The sequence below is a fragment of the Burkholderia sp. WP9 genome, from assembly GCF_900104795.1.
In the GTDB taxonomy this organism is placed as follows: Bacteria; Pseudomonadota; Gammaproteobacteria; order Burkholderiales; family Burkholderiaceae; genus Paraburkholderia.
Window position 1 is genome coordinate 3604149 of record NZ_FNTG01000001.1, and the last position, 24061, is coordinate 3628209.

Sequence of the window (24061 nt, forward strand, 5' to 3'; positions counted from 1 at the left end):
CACCATAAAAACGCCAAAGGGGCGCTGCGCCCCTTGGTGTGTTCTTTGGTGTTGGACGCGTTAGATGCGCATCGGCATGACGACGTATTTGAATTCGTCGTTCTCGGGAATCGTGATCAACGCGCTGGAGCTGGCGTCGCCCAGGCTCACTTGCAACGTGTCGACCTTCAGGTTCGCGAGCACGTCGAGCAGATACGTGACGTTGAACCCGATATCGACGCTGTCGCCGTCGTATGCGATTTCCAGTTCTTCCTGCGCCTCTTCCTGATCGGCGTTGGTCGACATTATCTTCAACTGGCCCGGCTCGATGATGCAGCGCACGCCCTTGAATTTGTCCGAGGTCAGAATCGCGGCGCGTTGCAGCGAGCGCTGCAGTTCTTCACGGCCGATCACGAACTGATTCTTGTGCGACTTCGGAATCACGCGCTGGAAGTCGGGGAATTTGCCTTCCACCAGCTTCGACACCAGTTCGACCTGGCCGAACGTGAACTTGACCTGCGTCTGCGCGATGTCGATCTTCAGCGTGTCGTCGATGTCTTCCAGCAAACGCTGGAGTTCCAGAATCGTCTTGCGCGGAATGATCACTTCCTGACGCTGGAACGAGCCTGCGATCTTCATGGACGAGAACGCCAGACGGTGGCCGTCCGTTGCGACCGCCATCAGCTGGTCGCCGTCCACCACCAGCAGCATGCCGTTCAGGTAGTAGCGGATGTCCTGCTGGGCCATCGAAAAATGGACCATGCCGAGCAACTGGCGGAACGTCTTTTGCGGAACCACGAGGTTCGCGCCGTAGTCTTTAGCTTGCGCGACCGTCGGGAATTCGTCCGCGGCAAGCGTTTGCAGCGCAAAACGGCTCTTGCCGGATTGCACGGTCAGACGCTTGTCGTTCAGCGTGAGCGTGACCTGCCCGTCGGGCATGGCACGCAGAATGTCGAGGAGCTTTCTCGCTGCCACCGTGGTCGCCACCGAATCGCCGCCCACGCCGAAATCGGCACGCGTGGTGATCTGCAACTCGAGGTCGGTCGACAGGAACGACACGTCCGGGCCGTTCTTGGTAATCAGCAAATTGGCGAGGATCGGCAACGTATGGCGGCGTTCGACGATGCCGCTCACAGTTTGCAGCGGCCTGAGGAGGTTATCGCGTTCGGTCTTGACCAGTTGCATAGAGTTCCTTCGTTGATATAACGGCCTGCGCGCCTTGCCAGGACAGCGTTCCCGCGCGCAGCCGTGGCTCCCCGCCGGCGCCACGCAGCGCCTGTCACGGCGTGAAATCCGCCCGCGGCCGCCGGGCGGTTAAACCTGTATTGTGCCTGAAAACGGAACCGCCTCACTAAAATGGGGGCGACTTCAGAAATAAACAGGTCGTTTTTTCCAGACAGCCCGCTCAGCCCTTCAGCGTCTGCTCCAGCACGTGCAGTTCGTGGTTCAGTTGCGCGTCCTTGCTGCGCTCATCGGCAATTTTGCGCACCGCGTGCAGCACCGTGGTGTGGTCGCGTCCGCCGAACAGCTCGCCGATTTCCGGCAAGCTCTTCTGGGTCAGCTCTTTCGCCAGGTACATGGCGATCTGCCGCGGCCGCGCGATGTTCGCGGGACGCTTCTTCGAATACATGTCCGCGACCTTGATGCTGTAGAAGTCAGCCGTGGTCTTCTGGATGTTTTCCACCGAAATCTGCCGGTTCTGCACGGTCAGCAGGTCTTTCAGTGCTTCTTTGGTCACTTCGATCGTGATTTCGCGTCCGTGGAATTTCGAATACGCGAGGATCTTGCGCAACGCGCCTTCGAGTTCACGCACGTTCGAGCGCAGGTGTTTCGCGACGAAGAACGCGACGTCTTCATTCAGGCTCACGAACTCGGATTGCGCCTTACGCATCAGAATCGCGACGCGCATTTCCAGCTCGGGCGGCTCGATCGCCACGGTCAGGCCGGAGTCGAAGCGCGAGATCAGGCGGTCGTCGATACCCGAAATTTCCTTCGGATAGGTGTCGCTGGTGATGATCACCTGCGCCTTGTTGGCGACCAGCGCCTCGAACGCGTAGAAGAATTCCTCTTGCGTACGCGATTTCCCGGAGAAGAATTGAATATCGTCGATCAGCAGCAGGTCGAGCGAGTGGTAGTAGCGCTTGAAATCGTCGAACGCCTTGCGCTGGTAGGCCTTCACCACGTCGGACACATACTGTTCCGCGTGGATGTAGCGGATCCGCGCGCCGGCTTTGTCCATTAGAAGCTGGTTGCCGATTGCGTGGATCAAGTGAGTCTTGCCCAGACCCACGCCGCCATACAGGAACAGCGGGTTGTAGGAGATGCCGGGATTGTCCGCGACCTGAATCGCCGCGGCGCGCGCCAACTGGTTGGCCTTACCGGTCACGAAATTGTCGAAGGTCAGCACCGGATTCAGCTTGGAGCGCTCGTACATCGAGTCGGTCTCGCCGTTGCCGTTCGAGCCGGCGCTTTGACCCGGACGCCACGTGCGACGGGCGGCCGCGGCTTCGTTCGCGTCGAGGCTGGGCAGATCGAGGTCGGCGGAATCTTCTGCCGCTGCGGCGCGCGCGTTCGCGTTTTGTTCAGCTGCCGCGCGGGCGTTCGCGTTGAGATTGGCCATCGCGTTGTTCGCGCCGTTCGCCCCACCGGTGCGCGCGGCCTGCGCCGCTTGCACGGCGCCGACGGCGGCGTCCACCGCAGCGCCGTTGCCGGCGCTACCGCCCATCGAACTAGGCGCGGAAGCCGGACGCACCGGCACCGGTGCCGGCGCGGCTGCCACAGGGGCGCGCATGCCGGCTTTCGGGTCGAGTACGAATTGGACGTCGACGGGAGCCTGCCAGAAATCGCGGGCCATATCGGCGATGCGGCCGGAGAACTGGCTCTTGACCCAGTCGAGCTTGAAACGGTTCGGCGCGGCGATGCTAAGCGTGTTCGCAGCGGCGTCGAAGGCGACCGGGGCCAACGGTTTGATCCACGTCACGTACTGCTGGGGCGTAAGCTCACGCTCCAGCAATGCGGAACAGTGTTGCCAGAAATCGTTCATCGAGTTGCTGTCGTTATGGTGTGCACGGCGGTTGCCGCTGCCCCCGTCGCGCGCACGCAACAAGGCCCTGAGCAGCCAGACTAACCAGGCGCAATGGCTCCAGGCGCTTGTGCCACAAGGGTTTGCGGGGCAAGCGAGCCGGAGCGGCGTGCAGGATTTTTGGGAAGTAAGGCGAGATTCTAACGCCAAATCGGACCCACAAGGGAGTTATCCACAGGGACGGATCACCTGGCGAACTGCTCGCGGGGAACGGCCGAACCAGGCTAAACTATTGACGGTCAACGAAAAACCGGTTTAAATAGCGGGTTCCGCGAAAACCAATTCAGTAAACCTCCGGCCATTGCGCTTTCAGCGATGATCGCGCGGTTATTTTTCGATCAAGTGAGAGCAACATGAAACGTACTTACCAACCTTCCGTTACCCGTCGCAAGCGCACCCACGGCTTCCGCGTTCGCATGAAGACCGCAGGTGGCCGCAAGGTCATCAACGCACGTCGCGCGAAGGGCCGCAAGCGCCTCGCCATCTAAGGCAGGCGTTGCACGCGACGCTTATGCCGGGTAGTGAAGCCCGCGGTGACGCGGGAACGGCTGAAGCGCAGCAACTGGGCTCGGTTCCGTTGCGAGCGCAAGCCGCCTTCCCCAAAGCCGCAAGGCTGCTGAAAACGGATGAATTTTCATCCGTTTTTCGTTTGCGCCCGTGGCGCCGCACTGCGCACTTCGTGGTGTACGGCCGGCCCACCGGCAACGAAGCTCGCTTAGGCCTCGTGATCGGCAAGAAGTATGCGCCGCGCGCGGCCACGCGTAATCTGGTACGTCGAATCGCGCGTGAAGCCTTCCGGCTGCGTCGCGCGGAATTCGGCGGTTGGGATGTGCTGCTGCGTTTGCACACGCGCTTCGACAAGAAGGCTTTGCCGAGCGCTTCGTCGCCGCCGTTGAGGGCGCTGTGCCGCAGCGAAATCGAGGCGCTGCTCGACAAGGCAGCGCGCGAAGTGACCCGTCGCGAGGCGCCGCCCGCGGAAGCGCCCAAGACGGAATGACGCTCAAGTGACTGCCCGCTTTGCAGTTCAGGCCGCTCCGGCGGCCGTGCTGCGCGGGCGTCGCCCGGTACTCCACGTTGCGCGGCGCCGTCCGGCCGCACCAGCCATGCAAACGGTACTTTTCGCTTTACTGCGTTTCTACAAGGTTGCCGTGAGCCCAATGCTCGGCAACCGGTGCCGTTTTTACCCTTCCTGCTCTGATTACGCGCGCGAAGCAATCCAGTATCATGGCGCCGCGCGCGGGACTTATCTCGCCGCCAGGCGTATTTGCCGCTGCCACCCGTTTTCCGCGGGCGGCATCGATCTCGTCCCGCCTCCCACTTCTGAAAAGCGCTGACGCGCCGTTCCATCGACACTGAGACAACGCATGGATATCAAACGCACCGTCCTATGGGTCATCTTTTTCATGTCAGCGGTCATGCTGTTCGACAACTGGCAACGCGACCACGGACGCCCGTCGATGTTCTTCCCGAGCGCCACGCCGACCAAGACCGTCGGTAGCGCCGCACCGGGAACCACGACGCCGGGAACCCAGCCCGCCGATCTGCCGGCCACGAACGCAGCCGCTCCGGGCAACGCGCCGGCGGCCACGCAATCGCAACTGATCAAGTTCAACACCGACGTCTATAGCGGCGAAATCGACACTCGCGGCGGCACGCTGTCGAAGCTGTCGCTGGTCAAGCAAGGCGACGGCAAGCAACCGGATCTCGTCATCACGCTGTTCGACCGCACCGCGAACCATACATATCTGGCGCGCACGGGCCTGCTCGGCGGCGATTTCCCGAATCACAACGACATTTACACGCCGTTGCCGAACCAGCCGCACGACCTGACGGGCGACGCCAAGTCGTTCCAGCTCAGCTTCGAGTCGCCGGTGAAGGGCGGCGTGAAGGTCATCAAGACCTACACGTTCACGCGTGGCAGCTATGTGATCGGCGTCGACACGAAGATCCAGAACGTCGGCACCACGCCGGTGAGCCCGTCGGTCTATATGGAACTGGTGCGTGACGACCAGCCGGTGGAAACGCCGCGCTTCTCGCACACGTTCATCGGGCCGGCTGTCTACACCGACCAGCATCACTTCCAGAAGATGACGTTCGGCGACATCGACAAGAACAAGCAGGATTACGCGACTTCGGCTGACAACGGCTGGATCGCGATGGTTCAGCATTACTTCGCGTCGGCCTGGATTCCGCAGCAAGGTGCGAAACGCGACATCTACGTTGAGAAGATCGATCCGGCGCTGTACCGCGTCGGCGTGAAGGAACCGGTCGCGACCATCGCCCCGGGCCAAACCGTCGACGTCTCCGCGCGCCTGTTCGCCGGTCCGGAAGAAGAGCGCATGCTCGAGGGCATCGCGCCGGGTCTGGAACTGGTGAAGGACTACGGCTGGGTGACGATCATCGCGAAGCCGCTGTTCTGGCTGCTCGAGAAGATCCACAGCTATGTCGGCAACTGGGGCTGGTCGATCGTGCTGCTCACGCTGCTGATCAAGGCTGTGTTCTTCCCGCTGTCGGCCGCGAGCTACAAGTCGATGGCGCGCATGAAGGCGATCACGCCGCGCATGCAAGCACTGCGTGAACGCTTCAAAGGCGATCCGCAGAAGATGAACGCCGCGCTGATGGAGCTGTACAAGACCGAGAAGGTCAATCCGTTCGGCGGCTGTCTGCCGGTCGTCATTCAGATTCCGGTGTTCATCTCGCTGTACTGGGTGCTGCTATCGTCGGTGGAAATGCGCGGCGCGCCGTGGATTCTCTGGATTCACGATCTGTCGCAACAGGATCCGTTCTTCATTCTGCCGGTGCTGATGGCCGTCTCGATGTTCCTGCAAACCAAGCTGAACCCGACGCCGCCGGACCCGGTTCAAGCCAAGATGATGATGTTCATGCCGATCGCGTTCTCGGTCATGTTCTTCTTCTTCCCGGCCGGTCTGGTGCTGTACTACGTGGTGAACAACGTGCTCTCGATCGCGCAGCAGTACTACATCACGCGAATGATGGGCCAGGCGAAAACCAAAGCTGCCTAATTTCGCGGCTGAGGCGGGCGGCAACGCCCGCTAGCGCAGGCTGATGCAAGCCGCGTCTGACTGACAACGAAGCAGCGAAAGAAAATGCCGCCCGGTGCAAACCGGGCGGCATTTTTTATGGTCAGGTTAAACGCGCTCAAACGACGATGCGGTCGTCACTCGCCTTCCGCATCCTCACCGTAAAAGCGCACGATCATCTCTTCGACCAGAAAGCGGTCTTTCGGCGTCAGCGACTGAATCTTCGAAGCAAGTTCGATCGTCTCCGGCGTCGGCGGATATTTTTCACCGCGCGCCAACGGCCTCGCATTCGTGCCCGGTGGCGGTCCGTAGTGAAGCCAATGCTCCTTGACGTTCAGCCATTCGGCCAACGTGCGCAACTTGTCCGGCTTCGGGATCGTCGTACCGGATAACCACTTGTGAGCGGTCTGCGGCGTAACCTCACGTTCACCCCGGTAGCGGAGATTGAATTGCTCGGCGAGTTTGGTCCCGCCGCGAATTTTCAGCGGCTCTAGCAGGTCCTTCAACCGTTTGGCGAAGGCGGCTTTTTCTTTGTTGGTCGGCATGGGCCGGATTGTGCAATTCAACGTTCAACCAGTTGACAACCAGCCAGGCTTCGTTATAGCTTATTTGAGATACATTTAGCTTGCAGGCGCCGCCGAACAACGCGTCTGCCGAAGTTGTCATTTTTTGTTGTTTTTCGTTGTGCGGTGGGCCGCTCGTGGCCTTAAGGTTCGGCGGCGTCCTATTTTTCCGCAAGAAACGCGGTAGCAATCCTAGCCTAATTGAGATAAATCCGACTTGCTTGTGGCGTTAACCGGCCGGCAGTCCGTCAGGCGGCGCAGTCGTCCGGATCGTCCGGGTGTTAGGTCGACACGATCTGGTACTACCGAGGCCGGTCGGTACGAAGCCGTTGAGCGCCGAATGCATCAGCGATCAAAGGAAAGGCCCGCAGGCCCCACCCTCACTAACTTTCCTCGCCATTCTGGCTAGTAAGGCGGACAGTCACCTCCTGGAATCCGGCACGGTCTTCGAGGTTTATCGTCAAAACCAGCGCACCCTTTTGCGGCTCCCATTCGATCGTCTCGGCCGAAAGCGGATAATTCTCGCCGGGCGCGAGCGGCTTGGCCTTCGTACCCTTCGACAGTCCGTAGGCCAGCCAATGCTTATCCACGTCCAGCAATTTGGCTAGCGTGCGCAGGTTGGCTGGACGCGGCATCGTTTTTCCGTCGAGCCATTTGTAGATGGCCTGATCCGTCACATCTGCGCCGGTGTGGATGAGATTGAATTTTCTGCAGAGCTCGGCCCCGTTGGAAATATTGCGCCGCTTCATCGAGCGGCTGAGTCGTTCGGCAAACGCGGCTTTCAATGGTTTGGTCGTCATGGATCGGATTGTGCAAGCGCTCGAGCCATGGGTTCTCCACCAATCAGGCTAGCAATTATCGAAATTAATATATTTTTTAGCTTTTGCCAGCGCCAGCCGTGACGCTGGCGCGATTTTAAAAAATTGTGCGTCTTTGCCCTTTTTTACAGTCTGATGGGCACATAGCCATCTCGTTCAATCTTAGTGATTCTCAAAAAATCACAGCACAATTTAGCTTTTGTGAGATAAATCCGAAATCAGCTCCGAGTCGTCAAAGCGACGGCTCCGCCGCGCCGTCGGCCAGCCTTCACACACCGCCGCGTTACAATGCCTCGCGCCGCGTTGACCGCCGGCACCCCGCCCTCCTCTCTGTTTTTCTGCCACACCTCTATGCTCACCACCGATTCCGATCCGATCGTCGCCATTGCCACCGCGCCCGGCCGGGGAGGTATCGGCGTGGTGCGGATCTCGTTCGGACGAGCGGGCGAGGCGGCGGCCCAGCCGCTCATGCAAGCGCTCACCGGTCAGACGCTCGCGGCCCGCCACGCCAGCTACGTCCCGTTCCTCGACGCCAGCGGCAACGCGCTCGACCGTGGTATCGCGCTGTACTTCCCGGCGCCGCATTCCTACACCGGCGAGCATGTGCTCGAACTGCAGGGACACGGCGGTCCGGTGGTATTGCAACTCGTGCTGCAACGTTGCATCGATGCCGGCCGCGCGTTCGGTCTGCGTCTCGCCGAACCGGGCGAATTCACGCGCCGCGCGTTCCTCAATGACAAACTGGATCTGGCGCAAGCCGAAGCGGTCGCCGACCTGATCGAGGCCAGCACCGAGGCCGCCGCGCGCTCAGCGGGCCGCTCGCTCGACGGCGCGTTTTCGCGCGACATTCACGCGCTGGTGGAAGACGTGATCACGCTGCGCATGCTCGTCGAAGCGACGCTCGACTTCCCCGAGGAAGAGATCGACTTCCTCGAAGCCGCCGACGCCCGCGGCAAGCTCGCGCGGATTCGCGAGCGGCTCGCCCACGTGCTGAGCGAAGCGCGGCAAGGCGCGTTGTTGCGCGAAGGCCTCTCGGTGGTGCTGGCCGGGCAGCCGAACGTCGGCAAATCGTCGTTGCTGAATGCGCTGGCGGGCGCGGAGCTGGCCATCGTCACGCCGATCGCCGGCACGACGCGGGACAAGGTCGCGCAGACCATTCAGATCGAAGGTATTCCGCTGCACGTGATCGATACGGCCGGCCTGCGCGATACCGAGGACGAAGTCGAAAAAATCGGCATTGCGCGCACCTGGAGTGAGATCGAGCGTGCGGATGTCGTGCTGCATCTGCTCGATGCACGCACCGGCATGACAGCCGAAGACGAGGTGATCGCCGGACGCTTTCCGGTCGGCGTGCCAGTGGTACGCGTATTGAACAAAACTGACCTGACGGGCCTCGCGCCAGCAGCGCAAACACTCGACGCCGAACTCGAACTGAGCGAAGTGCGGCTCTCGGCCAAACAAGGCGACGGCGTGGCGCTGTTGCGCGACGAGTTACTGCGAATCGCCGGCTGGCAAGCGGGCGCGGAAAGCGTGTACCTGGCGCGCGAGCGGCATCTGATTGCACTGCGCGCCGCCGAAGAGCATCTCGCGACCGCCGCCGCGCATGCGGATCAAAACTCGCAGGCGCTTGATCTGTTCGCTGAAGAACTACGCCTCGCCCAAGACCAGTTGAATTCGATCACCGGCGAATTCAGTTCGGACGATCTTCTCGGAGTGATTTTTAGCAGATTCTGTATCGGCAAGTGAACGGGAATCGCCTCTTCGCCTAAGAAAGCCAACCTGGAAGACTTCCCGGAGCACCGAGAGCGTGCCATCGCGGATGCAAAAACTCCCTTCGTTGACCCAAAAACAGCAAATTCTTTGGTACACAGCCGGCATAGGTTTAAAATCGCCGCTGTCCGTGTTTGAACGATCCGAGCATGCCCCGTCTAGCCGTTCCCCTCACCGAAGCCCAGATCCGCGCGCTCGAACCGCGCGCCACCCGTTATTGCGTCGCGGACGGCAACGGTCTCGTCATCGAAGTCATGACGACCGGCACCAAGGTCTGGCGCTTCCGCTATTCGCTAAACGGCAAGCGCCAGCCGCTCGCCACGATCGGCGATTACCGGATGATCTCCCTGCGCGTCGCGCGAGCGAAAGCTCAAAAGTATGCGGAGATGGTTGCTCAAGGCATTTCGCCGGTCGCCACAGCGCGGCGCGATCGCGGCGCGGAAAGCAAGGCGGACGTCCTGCGCGAGGCCGCCGAGCTTTATCTCGCGACAGAAATGGCGGGCAAGTCGGAGGAATATCGCCGCACCACGCGGCGCGCGCTCGACAAGGACGTCCTGCCCGCCATCGGCCACATGCCGATCAAAGCGGTCACCGCCGCCGATATCGTCGCGATATGCGACAGAATCAAAAGCCGCGGTTCGCCGAAAATGGCACTGCATACGCGCAATGTGATCAAACGTCTCTATGAGTATCTGATTGCGCGGCAACTCGCGGTCAGCAACCCGGCCGAGGTCGTTCCGGCGCGCTCCATCGCCACCTTCGACACCCGCAACCGCGTGCTCTCGGGCGACGAAATCGGCGCCATGTTTCGCTCGATCGACGCGTCGAGCATCCGCCGGCCCCTGAAGCTGGCGCTGCATCTGCTGGTGCTGACCATGGCGCGCAAATCGGACCTGGTCGAATCGACGTGGCCCGAATTCAATCTGGACAAAGCGTTATGGACGATCCCCGCCGCGCGCCTGAAAAAAGACCGCGATCAGCGTGTGCCTCTTTCGCATCAGGCGGTTTCCATGCTGCGCGAGCTGCAGCACGCCAAAGCCAGCCGAAACTTCGTATTCCCGAGCGTCAGGGGCGACGACCGGCCCATCGCCAAGAGTACGTTGAACCAGGCCGTTAAGGCGCTTGGTCTCGACGTGGAGCATTTCGTCCTGCATGACTTCCGGCGCACTGCAACGGCGCACGTGCGCGAGATGACGGAGCACGCGGACGCGCTCGACCAGACTACGGGCGAAGTGCCCGAGCGCATGAAGCCAGGCACGAATGCGGAAAACGCCGCGGATCAGCGCCGAATCATGCAGCGTTGGGCAGACTTCGTCGACGAGCAGATCAAGGGCGTCCGCGACGCCATGACCGCCTCGCCCTGAAAGGCCCTGCAACAATCCTGGTGCCGTTCCGCCGGCTGTCACAACAAGTCGTCATTTGGTACACAGCACCACTCACGTCATCGGTAACTCATTGCCTTAATTGAGAAATTCAATTTCACGCCAGGTTTCGAAAGGGAGAAATCCCACACCAACAAGCGTGCGCCACGATTGAATCACGCGGTCCTTTTTTCCCGCGTTTGATCGCCTACACTGAAGGTTGCACGCAACCCGATACGGAGGCTCCCATGTCTGAATCACTGATAGCTTATTTGCTGGGGCCTACCGTGATGCTGCTGGTCGGCGTGGCAATCTGGGCCGCGTCGCGCTACCACCAGAAGACAAAGCCGCAAAAACTCGAGCGCTGGCTGGACACGCACTACGCGGAGTGGCTGCATCACAAGCACTAATCGGCGCAATGAAATGAAAGGCCGTCGCATCGAGCGACGGCCTTTTTTACTGTGACGCGCACAGCATGCGCGCGCTGCGCAATCACCAACCCGGTTGCGGTTGCGGATATCCATACTGCGCGGGCGGCGGCGGCGCACCGCACGCCACGTAGGCACGCTGGTACTGGTCATAGCAGTATCCCGGCGGCGCCTGGGCGTACACGGGCGCGGGCTGATACGCCGGCTGCGCGTATACGGGCTGCTGGTAAGCCACCACGGGCGCCGGATTCAGCGCGGAGGTCACTACGGCCCCCAGCACGGCGCCACCAATCAACGCACCCACCACGTCGCCACCATTGCCGTGCGCCGATGCTTGCCCGGCTACGCTCAGACTTCCCACCATCAACAACGCCACTGCGATCTTTTTCATGTTTGACTCCTCGCCGTTCAGGCATGGAACCGATTGTGGCTGTCGCACGCGGAAATAGATGCTGCAAGTGGTAACGGCACATTACTCATGTAACGCACTAACCGGCGCTCGTCGCGAACCGGCCTCCAGTTCCTTTGTTCGCCTGTCATTCGCCCGATCAATGTAAAATTCGCCACATAAGCCGTCGGGTAAATCTGACGACCCGTAAAGCTTTCCGACCCGTCGATTCAGGACAGACCACGTCGACAACACCGGTCGAGACAAAGCCAAAAGTAAGGGGCGTTCGCGTGAAACAATGGACCATCCGGCAACGGATTCTGTGCAGCTTCGGGATCGTGCTGATCGTGATGCTGGCAATGGCAATCGTCACCTTCCAACAGCTCGGCGGCATTGACCGCGATGCGAAGAGCCAGCAGCAGGACTCGATGCCCGGCCTTTACTACGCGACCGCAATGCGTGCGGCGTGGTTCGAGAACTACAGCGTCACGCAGCGCCTCATCTATGTCGACGCGGACCCGGACACCGTGAAGCGCGACACAGCCCGTTTGCAGGAGACCCAGCAAACGCTCCAGAAGCTCATCAGCGATTACGGCGCGACGATCTTCCGCGACGTCGATCGCGACCTCTTCAACGACTTCCGTCAGCAACAGGCGCAGTACCTGCCGATCCAGGCGTCGGTGCTGGACGCGTTGCCGTCTTCGAAAGACAACGCCGCGCGCATTTTCAATACGCAACTCACGCCGCTCTGGGAAACCGGCCGGCTCTCCGTGCGCAAGCTCGTCGAGAACAACAAAGGCTACGCGGACCAGGCCGCAGACAGCATCCGCAGTTCGGTCGAGACAACCCGCATCGTGCTGCTCGTCATGCTGCTCACCGCCGCCGTCGTCGCCGCGCTGGCGGGCTACTGGCTGCTGCGCGCCGTCACCATGCCGATGGCCAAGGTGCTGCAAGTCGTCGACGTCATGCGCACGGGCGACCTGACCCAACGCCTGCAACTGAATCGCGCGGACGAAATCGGCGCGCTCGAAGCCGGCTTTAACCGCATGACCGACGAACTCACCGCGCTGGTCGGCCAGGCGCAGAAGTCGGCGGTGCAGGTCACCACGTCGGTCACTGAAATCGCCGCGACCTCGCGCGAACAACAAGCCACCGCGAACGAAACCGCCGCCACCACGACCGAAATCGGCGCCACGTCGCGTGAAATCTTCGCGACCTCGCGCGATCTGCTGCGCACCATGAACGAAGTGTCGGAAGTGGCCGGCCAGTCGGCGGTGCTCGCGGGCACCGGCCATGCCGGCCTCGCGCGCATGGAAGAAACCATGCGCCTCGTGATGGAAGCGGCGGGCTCCGTCAACGCGAAGCTCGCCATCCTCAACGAGAAGGCCAGCAACATCAACCAGGTCGTCGCCACCATTACCAAGGTCGCCGACCAGACCAACCTGCTCTCGCTGAACGCGGCGATCGAAGCGGAAAAGGCCGGCGAGTACGGTCGCGGTTTCGCGGTCGTCGCTACGGAGATCCGCCGCCTCGCCGATCAGACCGCCGTGGCGACCTACGACATCGAACAGATGGTCAAGGAGATCCAGTCGGCGGTCGCCGCCGGCGTGATGGGCATGGACAAGTTCTCCGAAGAGGTACGGCGCGGCATGCTCGACGTGCAGAACGTCGGCGGCCATCTCACGGAGATCATCCAGCAGGTGCAGCAACTTGCGCCGCGTTTCTCGATGGTGAACGAAGGCATGCAAACGCAGGCCACCGGCGCCGAGCAGATCACCCAGGCACTGACGCAACTCTCGGAGGCCGCGCAACAGACCGCGGAATCGCTGCGCCAGTCGACCCAGGCGATCGACGATCTGACGCACGTCGCCAATAGTCTGCGCACGGGTGTGTCGCGCTTCAAGGTGACGGCCTGACGCGCTACGGCGCGCAGCTCGAAACCGGCCCCGCACGCCTATCCATCGCCCACGCACATGCCGATGCTCTTCGTCCTCTTCACGCTCGATAGCGAACGGTACGTGATCGACGCAACGCAGGTGGAGCGTCTGATGCCGCTCACGCCGCAGTCGCCGCCGAAGACGATCCCCGGCGCGCCCTCATGGGTGGCAGGCGTACTCGATTACGAAGGCTCACCGCTGCCGCTGATCGATCTGCCGGCGCTCGCGCTCGGCCGCCCCGCAGCACAACTCATGTCCACGCGCGTGGTGCTGGTGCGCTATCCGCATGCGGGCGCGACGCGTCTGCTCGCGCTGCTGCTGGAAGGCGCGACGCGCACCATTCGCCTCGACGTGGCGGCATTTCAGCATGCCGGCCTCGACATGCCGCACGCGCGCTATCTCGGCCCGGTCGCGAGCGATGCGGGCGGCCTCGTGCAGTGGATCCGCGTCGAGCATCTGCTGCCCGACGACGTCAAGGCGCTCCTGTTTCCCGAGGCGCACGCATGAACGCGCATCACGACAACGCGCCGCTTTATCGACGCTTCGCCGAACTGCTGCATCGAACCATGGGGCTCGACGCGGCGTCGCTCGGTCATAGTGCGATCGAACGTGCCGTCGATCAGCGCGCCGCCGCCTGGTACGCGGAGGGTCACGCCGAAGCCACGCTCACCGACTATTGGGAAGCCGCGCAAACTTCGCCGGCCATGCTGCAGTCGCTGATCGAAACGGTCGTCGTGCCGGAGACCTGGTTCTACCGCGACGCCGACGCGTTCAAGGCGCTTGCGCGGCTCGCGCATGAGCGCCTTGCCGAACGCGGCGGCGCACTGCCGCTGCGTATCCTGAGCTTGCCTTGCTCGACCGGCGAGGAGCCGTACACGATCGCGATGACGCTGCTCGATGCGGGCATCGACGCCACACAGTTGCGTATCGACGCAATGGATATCAGCGACCGTTCGCTCGCCGTCGCGCAGCGCGCCGTGTACGGGCGCAATTCGTTTCGCGGTAATGCGTTTGCGTTCCGCGACGCGCACTTCACGCGTACCGAGGACGGCTGGCGTCTTGCGCCGCGCATCGTGGAAGCGGTGCGTTTCTCGCGCGCCAATCTGATGCAGCTCGACGCGTCGGCGCTTGGCGTCTACGACTTCGTGTTCTGCCGCAATGTCCTGATTTACTTCGACCGCGACGCGCAGCAGAAAGCGTTGCAGGCGCTCAATAGCGTGCTGGCCGAAAACGGCACGCTGTTCGTAGGCCCTGCGGAAACCGGGCTGCTGATGCGCTACGGTATGCAGTCCGCCAGGATCCCGCTGGCCTTCGCATTTCATCGCGGCGCGCCCGACGAAGCGCAGTCGAACGGCTGGCGCGCCGCGCCGCTCCCCACCGCCGCCGCGCTCGCGATGACGCCTTCACGAATGCCCGCTATTGCGCAAGCGCAAGCGTTGTCCGCGCAGCCTTTCGCGTGGCCCGGTCAGGTCGCGCGCACGCCGTTCCATGGCGCCACGCAGTTCGCGCCGCGTGACAGCATTGCGCCACCCATGCGCAAGATGTCGATAGCCGCATCGTCGGTACCCAACCCGCTGTCCGCGCCAAGCCCCGCAACGACCCACGCGGCAAGCGACACGTTGCAGGCTGCGCGTGCACTCGCCGACGCCGGCCGCCTCGCGCAAGCCGCTTCGGCAATCAACGCCTATCTGGAGCACCACGCTCCGCACGCCGACGCGTTTTATCTGCTCGGCGTTCTCGCCGATGCCAACGGCGACGCGAACCTCGCACGCGGACACTATCGCAAGGCGCTGTATCTCGATCCGCAGCACGCGGAAGCGCTCGCGCATCTCGCGACGTCGCTCGAACTCGAGGGCGACCGCGACGGCGCGCGCCTGTTGATGCAGCGCGCGGCGCGCGCACAGGGAGCGCAACGTGGCTGACGCGCAGACGGTGAGCTTCGACGACTGCTGGAATCGCATCGGCGTGCGCGGCGATTCGTCGTGCGAGCGTCTCGTCGAGCATGTGCGCTGCCTGAATTGCCCGGTGTTCGAAGCCGCTGCAGCCAAACTGCTGGAACGGCCGATTCCCGAGGTGGATCTGTCGCTGCATGACGCTCGCGCGCCGGCGCAAGCGCAGCATGATGTGCAAGGCGCAAGCGAATCGTTCCTCGTGTTTCGCATCGGCGACGAATGGCTGGCGCTGCCCACGCCGATCTTCAAGCGCATCGTGCAGACGCGGCCGATTCACACGTTGCCGCATCGGCAGCATCGCGCGGTGCTCGGCGTGGTGAATGTGCGAGGCGAGTTGCTGGTGTGCCTGTCGCTCGCGCACCTGCTCGGTTTCGAAACGGATACCGCCGCGCGCGACGACCGTGCTCGCCACGATCTGCCGCGTTTGCTGGTGGTTTCGCGCGCGGAAGAACACGCGGTGTTCCCCGTCGACCAGGTCGACGGCGTGCACCGCATCGCGGCGGCCAGTTTTTGCCCGCCGCCCGCCACGCTCTCGCAAGCGGCCGCCGCGCATACGCGCGCCGTCGCACCGTGGCGCGGCATGAGCGTTGGCCTGCTCGACGCCGACGCGCTCTTCGACACCTTGAACCGGAGTCTCGGATGACCGACGAGCCGCGCCGCCCGTCGCTAATCGATCTGTTCCGCGAAGAAGCGCGGACACAGGCGCGCGTACTGAACGACGGACTGCTCACGCTCGATCGCGCGCCGCGCGATGCCGCCGCGCTCGAGGCCTGCATGCGCGCCGCGCATTCGTTGAAGGGTGCGGCGCGCATTGTCGGCGTGCAGGTCGGCGTCGAACTCGCGCACGCCATGGAGGATTGCTTCGTCGCCGCGCAGGAAGGGCGCGCGTTGCTCGACCCGGCCTGGATCGACGAGTTGCTGCGCGGCGTGGATATCGTCGCGCGTATCGGCAATGATGAGGACGAATCGGCACGCGATGCGGTGGGTGCGTGCGTGGCCTCGTTGCAGGCGCGTATGGTTGACGTGTTGCCGCACGGGGCCGTAATACGGCGCGATGTGACTCCGCCGGCCGCAATGGTATCCGAACCCGCGCCAAGCGCAGCCGCGGCATCGGCCACGCCTGCTGTCAGCTCAAGCGCGGACCCACGCCCGGACCCCGACGCCGCGTTCAACCTGATAGCCGACGCGTTGCGCGCCGAGGCCACCCAGCAGAATGCACCAGACGCCGCATCCGCAAAACCGTCCGCCTCGAACAGCGCGAACAGCGCCAGCAACATCACGGCCGAATCCGGCCGCATGCTGCGCGTGCGCGCCGACAACCTCGACCGCCTGCTGTCGTTGTCCGGCGAATCGCTAGTCGAATCGCGCTGGCTGAAACCCTTCGCGCAATCCATGCTGCGCGTCAAACGCGTCCAACGCGACAGCACCCGCGCGCTGGATCAACTGCACGAAACGCTCGCCGATCTGAAGCTCGATCCGCGCGCCCAAGCCGCGCTCGAAGAAGTGCGCCGCCTCACCGCCGAATCGCAGCATCTGCTGGCCGAGCGTCTCGCCGACCTGGAGAGCTTCGACCGTCGCTCGACGCATCTGTCGCAACAGCTCTACGACGCCGCTTTGCAATGCCGCATGCGTCCATTCGGCGACGGCACGAGCGGCCTCGCGCGGATGGTGCGCGACGTCGCGCGTTCGCTCGGCAAGAAGGTGCGCTGGCAGTTGGTCGGCGTATCCACCCAGGTGGACCGCGACATTCTCGATCTGCTCGAAGCGCCGCTCGGCCATATGCTGCGCAACGCGCTCGACCACGGCATCGAAGCGCCCGCCGTGCGCCTCGCGCGCGGCAAGCCGGAGGAAGGCACGCTCACGCTCGACGCGCGTCACACGGCCGGCGCGCTGCTCATCACCGTTTCCGACGACGGCGCGGGCATCGATCTCGACGCGCTGCGTGCGTCGATCGTGCGCAAGAAGCTCGCGAGCGAGGAAACGGCCACGCGTCTGTCCGAAGCCGAGTTGCTCGAATTCCTGTTCCTGCCGGGGTTCTCGCTGCGCGATCAGGTGACCGACGTGTCGGGCCGCGGCGTCGGACTCGACGCGGTGCACGACATTGTCAAACGCGTGCGCGGCACGGTGCGGATCACGCATGAGGCCGGTCTCGGCACGCGCGTGCAATTGCAGTTGCCGTTGACGCTTTCGGTGATCCGCAGTCTGCTGATCGAAGTCGCGGGCGAGCCGTACGCGGTGCCGCTCGCGCATGTGAACCGCACGCTGCACGTGAGCCGCGCCGAGATCGAATTGCTCGAAGGGCATCAGCACATCGCTTTTTCCGGCCGGCGTATCGGCGTCGTCACCGCGCATCAGATTCTCGACACCGCGCCGCCCGCGGATGAAAGCGACGCCGTCAGCATGATCGTGATCGGCGACGGCCCGCAAACCTACGGCGTGGTGGTCGACCGCTTTCTTGGCGAGCGGATGCTGGTGGTGCAGCCGCTCGATCCGCGCCTCGGCAAGATTCGCAACATCACCGCCGGCGCGTTGATGGAGAACGGCGATCCGGTCCTGATCGCCGATGTCGACGACTGGCTGCGCTCCGTCGAACGGCTCGTGGCGGGCGGCGATCTCCGGCACACGCAACACGGCGTCGCGCACGCGGCTCAGCGTACCAGCCGTCGCGTGCTGGTGGTCGACGATTCGCTCACCGTGCGCGAGCTCGAACGCAAGCTGCTCGCCATGCGCGGTTACGACGTGACGATCGCCGTGGACGGCATGGACGGCTGGAACGCGGTACGCGGCGAGCGCTTCGACCTCGTGATCACCGACATCGACATGCCGCGTATGGACGGCATCGAACTGGTCACGCTGATCAAGCGCGATCCGCAGTTGCAGTCACTGCCGGTGATGATCGTCTCGTACAAGGATCGCGAAGAGGACCGCCGCGCCGGGCTGGATGCGGGCGCGGACTACTATCTGGCGAAAGGCAGTTTTCATGACGAAGCACTGCTCGATGCGGTGCGTGATCTGATCGGCGAAGCTTACGGTTAAACCTACGGGCAAAACGGATGAAAATCGGAATCGTCAACGACATGCCGCTCGCCGTCGAGGCGCTGCGTCGCGCACTCGCGGCACGCCACGACTACGAGGTGCTGTGGATCGCGCAGGACGGCCAGCAGGCGGTCGATTTCTGCACGGCGCAGCGGCCCGACATCGTGCTGATGGATCTGGTGATGCCGAACGTCGACGGCATCGAGGCCACGCGCCGCATCATGGCGCGCGCGCCCTGCGCGATCCTGATCGTCACCGTCGACGTGGGCGCGAACGCATGGCGCGTCTATGAAGCGATGGGCGCGGGCGCGCTCGACGCGGTCGATACGCCGTCGCTGAGCGGTCCCGACGCGCACAAGAGCATCGCCACGCTGATCGCGAAAATCGACCGTATCGCGGCGCTCGTCAAGGAACGCAACGCACCCGGCGCGGCCGCCGCGACAACGCCCGCCTGCGCGACGAACCGTGACACGCCGCTGGTGGCGATCGGCGCGTCGGCGGGCGGACCCGCTGCGCTGGCCACGCTGCTCGCCGGCCTGCCCAAGGATTTTGCGGCGGCCGTCGTGATCGTGCAGCACGTCGACGCGGCCTTCGCCGCCGGCATGGCGGACTGGCTGAATCAGCAATCGGCGCTGCCGGTGCGAATCGCCAGTGAAGGCGACCGGCCGCAAGCGGGCGTCGTGCTGCTCGCCGCCACCGACGATCATCTGCATCTGAAACTGCCCAACGTGCTCGGCTACACGCGCGTCCCGGAAGAGACGCCGTATCGCCCTTCCGTCGACGTGTTTTTTCACAGCGTGGTGGCCCGCTGGCCGGCGCGCGCCATCGGCGTGCTGCTGACCGGCATGGGCCGCGACGGCGCGATCGGACTCAAGGCGATGCGCACCAAGGGCTATCACACGATCGCGCAGGACGAGGCGACCAGCGCCGTGTACGGCATGCCGAAAGCGGCCGCGGCGCTCGACGCCGCCGCCGCGATCCTGCCCTTGCCGCGCATCGCCGCCGCCCTCGCGACGGCGGTCAGCTCCCGCTAGCCGCGTACTCGCCGCCTATGACCCGCTTTGATTCACTGACATCTTTTCTGGCTGAACGACATGGACACTCCTGAACCGCATCAGAACGCCGCCGCGCGGGATCTCGCGCAAGTCGACGCGAACGCGCAGACGCTGGACGCGGTGGACGCGGCCAATCTCGCCGTCGACGATGCGCTCGCGCGCATTCTCGGCAATCCGCCCGCGGCCGAGTGTCCGATCATGGTGTTGCTGGTCGACGACCAGGCGATCATCGCCGAAGCGGTGCGTCAGGCGCTGGCGGACGAAGCGAGCGTGGACTTCCACTACTGCGCCTCGCCTGACGACGCGCTGCGCTGCGCCGCCGAAACGCGCGCGACGGTGATCCTTCAGGACCTGGTGATGCCGGGCACGGACCGACTCACGCTCGTGCGCCAATACCGGCAGAATCCGGCGACCCGCGACATTCCGATCATCGTGTTGTCGACCAAGGAAGAGCCGCTCGTCAAGAGCGCCGCCTTTGCGGCAGGGGCCAACGACTATCTGGTGAAACTGCCGGATCGCATCGAGCTGATTGCGCGCATCCGCTATCACTCGCGCTCGTATCTGAATCTGCTGCAACGCGACGAGGCCTATCAGGCGCTGCGTCAATCGCAGCAACAATTGCTCGCGACCAATCTGGAATTGCAGCGCCTCACGCATTCGGACGGCCTGACGGGCCTGTCGAATCGGCGCTACCTCGATCAATATCTGGCGGCCGAATGGCGTCGCGGCACACGCGACAAGACCGGCCTCGGCTTCCTGATGATCGATGTGGATAACTTCAAGGCGTACAACGACACCTACGGCCACGTCGCCGGCGACGAAGTGCTCAAACGCGTCGCGCACACCGTCGAATCATGCCTCGGCCGCTCGCCCGATCTCGCGGCGCGCTTCGGTGGTGAAGAGTTCGCCGTGGTGGTGCCGGGCACGTCGGCCGGTGGTTTGCGTCTGCTTGCGGAAAAAATCCGCATCGCAATCGAAGATCTGGCGATTCCGCATTCGGGCTCCGCAGCCGGCGTGGTGACGATCAGCATCGGCGCGGCGACGCTCGTGCCGTCGCTCGCCGAGCCGGTGACGAAGCTGATCGAAGCCGCCGACATCGGCCTCTATCGCGCGAAACGGGACGGCAAGAACCAGGTCGCGGTGAGCGACTGATCGTCCGCGAGGCGCGTTCCTAGCATTGCCAGGACGCCGCGCCGGCCGCTGCGTCGCCGAGATACTTGCGACGCGCTTCGGCAAGCCGGCTCGCGTCGATCGTGCCCTCGTCCGCCAGGGCTTTCAGTGCGGCGATCACGATCGACTTGCGGTCCACTTCGAAGAACTCGCGCAACGCCTGGCGCGTGTCGCTGCGGCCGAAGCCGTCGGTGCCGAGCGTCACGTAGCGGCGCGGCACATACGCGCGGATCAGCTCCGGCACGGCGCGAACGTAGTCGGTCGCGGCAATGATCGGGCCTTGCGACGCTTCAAGCGCTTGCGTGACATAGGGCGCGCCGGTCGCTTCACCAAGACGTGCGAGCCGTTCCGCCGCCATGCCGTCGCGCTGCAACTCGGTGAAACTCGTCACGCTCCACACGGCGGCGTCGATCTGCCAATCGTCCTTCAACATCTGCTGAGCCGCGATCACTTCACCGAGAATCGCACCGGCGCCGAGCAATTGCACCGTGGCTTGCGTGCCCTCCTGCGCTGGCGCGGCAAGCGGATAAATACCTTTGAGAATCCCTTCGCGCAGCGCCTGCAAATTGCCGCCCGGCACCGAAGGCTGAGCGTAGTTCTCGTTCATCACCGTGACGTAATAAAACACGTCACGTTGCACGTCGAGCATCTCATGCATGCCCTCGTCCACGATCGCGGCAACCTCGTAGGCGAACGCGGGGTCGTACGCGCGGCAATTCGGAATCGTCGATGCCGCCAGATGGCTCGTGCCGTCCTGATGCTGCAAGCCTTCGCCGCCGAGCGTCGTCTTGCCGGATGTCGCGCCGATCAGAAAACCGCGCGCACGCTGGTCCGCCGCCGCCCAGATCAGGTCGCCGATCCGCTGGAAACCGAACATGGAGTAGTAGATGTAGAACGGCAGCATCGGTACATCGTGCACGCTGTACGAGGTCGCCGCCGCGATCCATGACGACACCGCGCCCGCTTCCGAAATGCCCTCTTCGAGAATCTGGCCTTTCGTGTCCTCGCGGTAGTACAGCATCGAGCCGAGGTCTTCCGGCTCGTACAACTGCCCGAGCGGCGAATAGATGCCGACCTGGCGGAACATGTTCGCCATGCCGAAGGTGCGTGCCTCGTCGGCGACGATCGGCACCACGCGCGGGCCGACTTCCACGTCCTTGAGCAGCGCTGTCAACATGCGAACCAGCGCCATGGTGGTGGACATGTCGCGACCATTGGAGTCCAGCGCGAATTGCCCCCAGGAGGACACCGGCGGGACGATCAGTCCCTTCGATGCGACTCGCCGCCTTCTGGGCAGATAGCCTCCCAAGGCAGCCCGGCGCGCATGCAGGTATTGCATTTCCGGGCTGTCTTCCGCTGGTTTGTAAAACCTCACCTGTTCGACGTCCTCGTCCGTGAGCGGCAGGCGAAAGCGATCCCGAAACGCCTTGAGGTCGTCGAAGTCGAGTTTCTTCTGCTGATGCGTGGTCATGCGGCCCTGGCCCGAGGTGCCCATGCCGAAGCCCTTCATCGTCTTCGCGAGGATGACCGTCGGCTGGCCCTGATGCGCCAGCGCCTTCGCGTAGGCCGCGTGCAGTTTGCGCACGTCGTGGCCGCCGCGGCGCAGGCGGTCGATGTCGTCGTCGCTCAGTTGCGCGGCGAGCGCGGCAAGCTCCGGGTTCTGACCGAAGAAGCGTTCGCGGTTGTACGCGCCGTCGTTCGCGGAGAAGGTCTGGAACTGGCCGTCGACGGTATGCGCGAAGGCGCGCAGCAATGCGCCGGTGCGGTCGCGCGAGAACAGCGCGTCCCAATCCGAGCCCCAGATCACCTTGATCACATTCCAGCCGGCGCCGATGAATTGCGCTTCCAGTTCGTCGATGATGCGGCCGTTGCTGCGCACCGGACCGTCGAGACGCTGCAGATTGCAGTTGATCACGAACACGAGGTTGTCGAGCCCCTCGCGCGCGGCCAGCGACAGCGCGGCGGTCGACTCCGGCTCGTCCATCTCGCCGTCGCCGAAAAAGCCCCACACCTTGCGGCCTTCCGTTTGCACGAGGCCGCGATTGGCGAGATACCGCATGAAACGCGCTTGATAAATCGCATTGATCGGCCCGATGCCCATGGAGCCGGTGGGGAACTGCCAGAAGTCCGGCATCAGCCACGGGTGCGGATACGAGCACAAGCCCGGGCCGCCGATCTCGCGCCGGTAGTGCTGCAGGTTCTCCTCGGAGAGGAAACCTTCGAGAAAAGCCCGCGCGTAGACACCCGGCGACGAATGCGGCTGGAAGTAGATCAGGTCGCCCGTGCCCGCCTCGCCGCCCGGCGCGGCGGCGCGGAAGAAATGGTTGAATCCGACCTCGAACAGATCCGCCGCCGACGCATAACTCGCAATATGCCCGCCGAGTTCGCCGTAAGCCTTGTTCGCGCGCACCACCATCGCGAGCGCATTCCAGCGCAGCGCGGCGGCGAGCCGCTCTTCGAGTTCGAGATTGCCGGGATAGCGCGGTTGTTGCTCGAACGGGATGGTGTTCTGATACGGCGTCACGTTCGTGCGCGCCGATTCCACGCCAAGCGTCAGCGCATGGCTCGCGAGCTTGTCGAACAGAAACTGCGCGCGCTCGCGGCCGACATGCGCGACCACGCCGTCGAGCGCCGCCAGCCATTCGGCGGTTTCCTGCGGATCAGGATCGGCCTGCTCCCTGGTGTGCGCATGCTCTGTGTTCAAAAACCGCACTTGCTTGCTACCGCTGGACAAATCCGTCATGGCACCACTCCCGCATCGCCGCGTTCAGATCAGGTTCGAATGAGTCAATGGTAACCACGTGCCTGCAAAATGAGCGTCTCATTTGCTTGTGGTTGCGCGCTGCGATAGGCTATTTGTTCCGGAATTTCCCCACGACACGGAATATTTCATCTATGGCCACGCCACCCAGACGACTCGACCGCATCGACATCGGCATCCTGAGCCAGTTGCAGCAAAACGCGCGCATCACTAATTCGGATCTGGCGCGTTCGGTGAACCTGTCGGCCACGCCGTGCTTCAACCGCGTGCGGGCGCTCGAGAAGCTGGGCCTGTTCAAGCAGCAAGTCACGCTGCTGAACCCGGAGCCGCTCGGGCTGCGCATCAACGTGTTCATTCAGGTGAGTCTGGAAAAGCAGGTGGAAGACGCGTTGCAGCGCTTCGAACAGGCGATTTCGGAGCGGCCGGAAGTAATGGAGTGCTATCTGATGACGGGCGACGCCGACTATCTGCTGCGCGTTGTCATGCCGGATATGCAGACGCTGGAGCGTTTTATCGTCGATCATCTGACGAAGATTCCGGGCATCTCCAATATCCGCTCGAGCTTCGCGCTCAAGCAGGTGCGCTACAAAACGGCGCTGCCGCTGCCATCGTCGGGATTGACGCTGGTCGATCCCGACGACGTGTCGACTGACTGGCGTTAAGGGCGCGCCACGGGCGTGCTTTTGTCTGCCCTTTTACTGACTTGCCGCTAGTGCGCTT

Annotated in this window: 21 protein-coding genes; 15 read left to right on the forward strand and 6 right to left on the reverse strand. The window is 63.4% G+C overall.

Annotation, left to right across the window (positions count from 1 at the left end):
* Positions 1-60: 60 nt before the first annotated feature.
* Both dnaN and dnaA read right to left on the reverse strand, forming a co-directional pair.
* Entirely contained in the window at positions 61-1164 is a 1104-nt protein-coding gene (gene dnaN, locus BLW71_RS16025; RefSeq protein ID WP_091797617.1) for a DNA polymerase III subunit beta, read from the reverse strand.
* Positions 1165-1384: 220 nt separating this feature from the next.
* The gene (dnaA, locus tag BLW71_RS16030) at positions 1385-3022 is read right to left on the reverse strand and encodes a chromosomal replication initiator protein DnaA (protein WP_218157121.1); all 1638 of its coding nucleotides are present in this window, start codon (positions 3020-3022) and stop codon (positions 1385-1387) included.
* Between the two features lie 392 nt (positions 3023-3414).
* On the opposite strand from dnaA, the gene rpmH reads away from it, so the two are divergent.
* From rpmH to yidC, 4 genes are all read left to right on the forward strand, one after another.
* Positions 3415-3549 (forward strand): 50S ribosomal protein L34, encoded by a 135-nt coding sequence (gene rpmH / locus BLW71_RS16035; RefSeq protein ID WP_004198824.1) that lies wholly within the window; start codon positions 3415-3417, stop codon positions 3547-3549.
* 23 nt (positions 3550-3572) lie between these two features.
* Positions 3573-4058: a ribonuclease P protein component gene (locus BLW71_RS16040; RefSeq protein WP_091797623.1), complete on the forward strand. Its 486-nt coding sequence runs from the start codon at positions 3573-3575 to the stop codon at positions 4056-4058.
* A gap of 106 nt (positions 4059-4164) precedes the next feature.
* Positions 4165-4395: a membrane protein insertion efficiency factor YidD gene (gene yidD / locus BLW71_RS16045; protein WP_081936011.1), complete on the forward strand. Its 231-nt coding sequence runs from the start codon at positions 4165-4167 to the stop codon at positions 4393-4395.
* A 30-nt stretch (positions 4396-4425) separates the two neighbouring features.
* Positions 4426-6084 carry a membrane protein insertase YidC gene (gene yidC / locus BLW71_RS16050; RefSeq protein WP_091797626.1) on the forward strand — a complete coding sequence of 553 codons (1659 nt, stop codon included), beginning with the start codon at positions 4426-4428 and terminating at the stop codon, positions 6082-6084.
* 155 nt (positions 6085-6239) lie between these two features.
* Here the strand turns inward: yidC and BLW71_RS16055 are convergent, their stop codons facing one another.
* Both BLW71_RS16055 and BLW71_RS16060 read right to left on the reverse strand, forming a co-directional pair.
* A complete protein-coding gene (locus tag BLW71_RS16055) occupies positions 6240-6647 on the reverse strand; it encodes a transcriptional regulator (protein WP_091797629.1) in 408 nt (135 codons plus the stop codon).
* A 401-nt stretch (positions 6648-7048) separates the two neighbouring features.
* Positions 7049-7465 carry a helix-turn-helix domain-containing protein gene (locus tag BLW71_RS16060; protein WP_091797632.1) on the reverse strand — a complete coding sequence of 139 codons (417 nt, stop codon included), beginning with the start codon at positions 7463-7465 and terminating at the stop codon, positions 7049-7051.
* A gap of 369 nt (positions 7466-7834) precedes the next feature.
* Here BLW71_RS16060 and mnmE point away from each other — a divergent pair, with 369 nt between their 5' ends.
* From mnmE to BLW71_RS41665, 3 genes are all read left to right on the forward strand, one after another.
* Entirely contained in the window at positions 7835-9229 is a 1395-nt protein-coding gene (gene mnmE, locus BLW71_RS16065) for a tRNA uridine-5-carboxymethylaminomethyl(34) synthesis GTPase MnmE (RefSeq protein WP_091797635.1), read from the forward strand.
* A gap of 173 nt (positions 9230-9402) precedes the next feature.
* Positions 9403-10617 (forward strand): tyrosine-type recombinase/integrase, encoded by a 1215-nt coding sequence (locus tag BLW71_RS16070; protein ID WP_091797638.1) that lies wholly within the window; start codon positions 9403-9405, stop codon positions 10615-10617.
* Between the two features lie 245 nt (positions 10618-10862).
* Positions 10863-11024 (forward strand): hypothetical protein, encoded by a 162-nt coding sequence (locus tag BLW71_RS41665; RefSeq protein ID WP_177205047.1) that lies wholly within the window; start codon positions 10863-10865, stop codon positions 11022-11024.
* 82 nt (positions 11025-11106) lie between these two features.
* Here the strand turns inward: BLW71_RS41665 and BLW71_RS16075 are convergent, their stop codons facing one another.
* Positions 11107-11433, reverse strand: coding sequence for an ecotin precursor (locus BLW71_RS16075; protein ID WP_091797641.1), 327 nt, complete (start codon positions 11431-11433; stop codon positions 11107-11109).
* Positions 11434-11720: 287 nt separating this feature from the next.
* Here BLW71_RS16075 and BLW71_RS16080 point away from each other — a divergent pair, with 287 nt between their 5' ends.
* The 7 genes from BLW71_RS16080 (at position 11721) to BLW71_RS16110 (ending at position 20562) form a co-directional block, all read left to right on the forward strand.
* The gene (locus tag BLW71_RS16080) at positions 11721-13346 is read left to right on the forward strand and encodes a methyl-accepting chemotaxis protein (RefSeq protein WP_091797644.1); all 1626 of its coding nucleotides are present in this window, start codon (positions 11721-11723) and stop codon (positions 13344-13346) included.
* 63 nt (positions 13347-13409) lie between these two features.
* Positions 13410-13874: a chemotaxis protein CheW gene (locus tag BLW71_RS16085; protein ID WP_091800916.1), complete on the forward strand. Its 465-nt coding sequence runs from the start codon at positions 13410-13412 to the stop codon at positions 13872-13874.
* Positions 13871-15289, forward strand: a complete 1419-nt coding sequence (locus BLW71_RS16090; protein ID WP_091797647.1) for a CheR family methyltransferase — start codon at positions 13871-13873, stop codon at positions 15287-15289. The genes BLW71_RS16085 and BLW71_RS16090 overlap by 4 nt, the downstream gene beginning before the upstream one ends.
* Positions 15282-15962: a chemotaxis protein CheW gene (locus BLW71_RS16095; protein WP_091797650.1), complete on the forward strand. Its 681-nt coding sequence runs from the start codon at positions 15282-15284 to the stop codon at positions 15960-15962. Before BLW71_RS16090 ends, BLW71_RS16095 begins: the two co-directional genes overlap by 8 nt.
* Positions 15959-18355, forward strand: coding sequence for a hybrid sensor histidine kinase/response regulator (locus BLW71_RS16100; protein WP_091797653.1), 2397 nt, complete (start codon positions 15959-15961; stop codon positions 18353-18355). Before BLW71_RS16095 ends, BLW71_RS16100 begins: the two co-directional genes overlap by 4 nt.
* Positions 18356-18372: 17 nt before the next feature.
* Complete coding sequence (locus tag BLW71_RS16105; protein ID WP_091797656.1) at positions 18373-19389, forward strand: chemotaxis response regulator protein-glutamate methylesterase; 1017 nt, start codon at positions 18373-18375, stop codon at positions 19387-19389.
* A gap of 60 nt (positions 19390-19449) precedes the next feature.
* Positions 19450-20562 carry a diguanylate cyclase gene (locus BLW71_RS16110; protein WP_091797659.1) on the forward strand — a complete coding sequence of 371 codons (1113 nt, stop codon included), beginning with the start codon at positions 19450-19452 and terminating at the stop codon, positions 20560-20562.
* Between the two features lie 19 nt (positions 20563-20581).
* Here the strand turns inward: BLW71_RS16110 and mdeB are convergent, their stop codons facing one another.
* Positions 20582-23323 (reverse strand): alpha-ketoglutarate dehydrogenase, encoded by a 2742-nt coding sequence (gene mdeB, locus BLW71_RS16115; protein ID WP_091797662.1) that lies wholly within the window; start codon positions 23321-23323, stop codon positions 20582-20584.
* A 152-nt stretch (positions 23324-23475) separates the two neighbouring features.
* On the opposite strand from mdeB, the gene BLW71_RS16120 reads away from it, so the two are divergent.
* Positions 23476-24003 (forward strand): Lrp/AsnC family transcriptional regulator, encoded by a 528-nt coding sequence (locus BLW71_RS16120; RefSeq protein ID WP_091797665.1) that lies wholly within the window; start codon positions 23476-23478, stop codon positions 24001-24003.
* Positions 24004-24061: the final 58 nt, after the last annotated feature.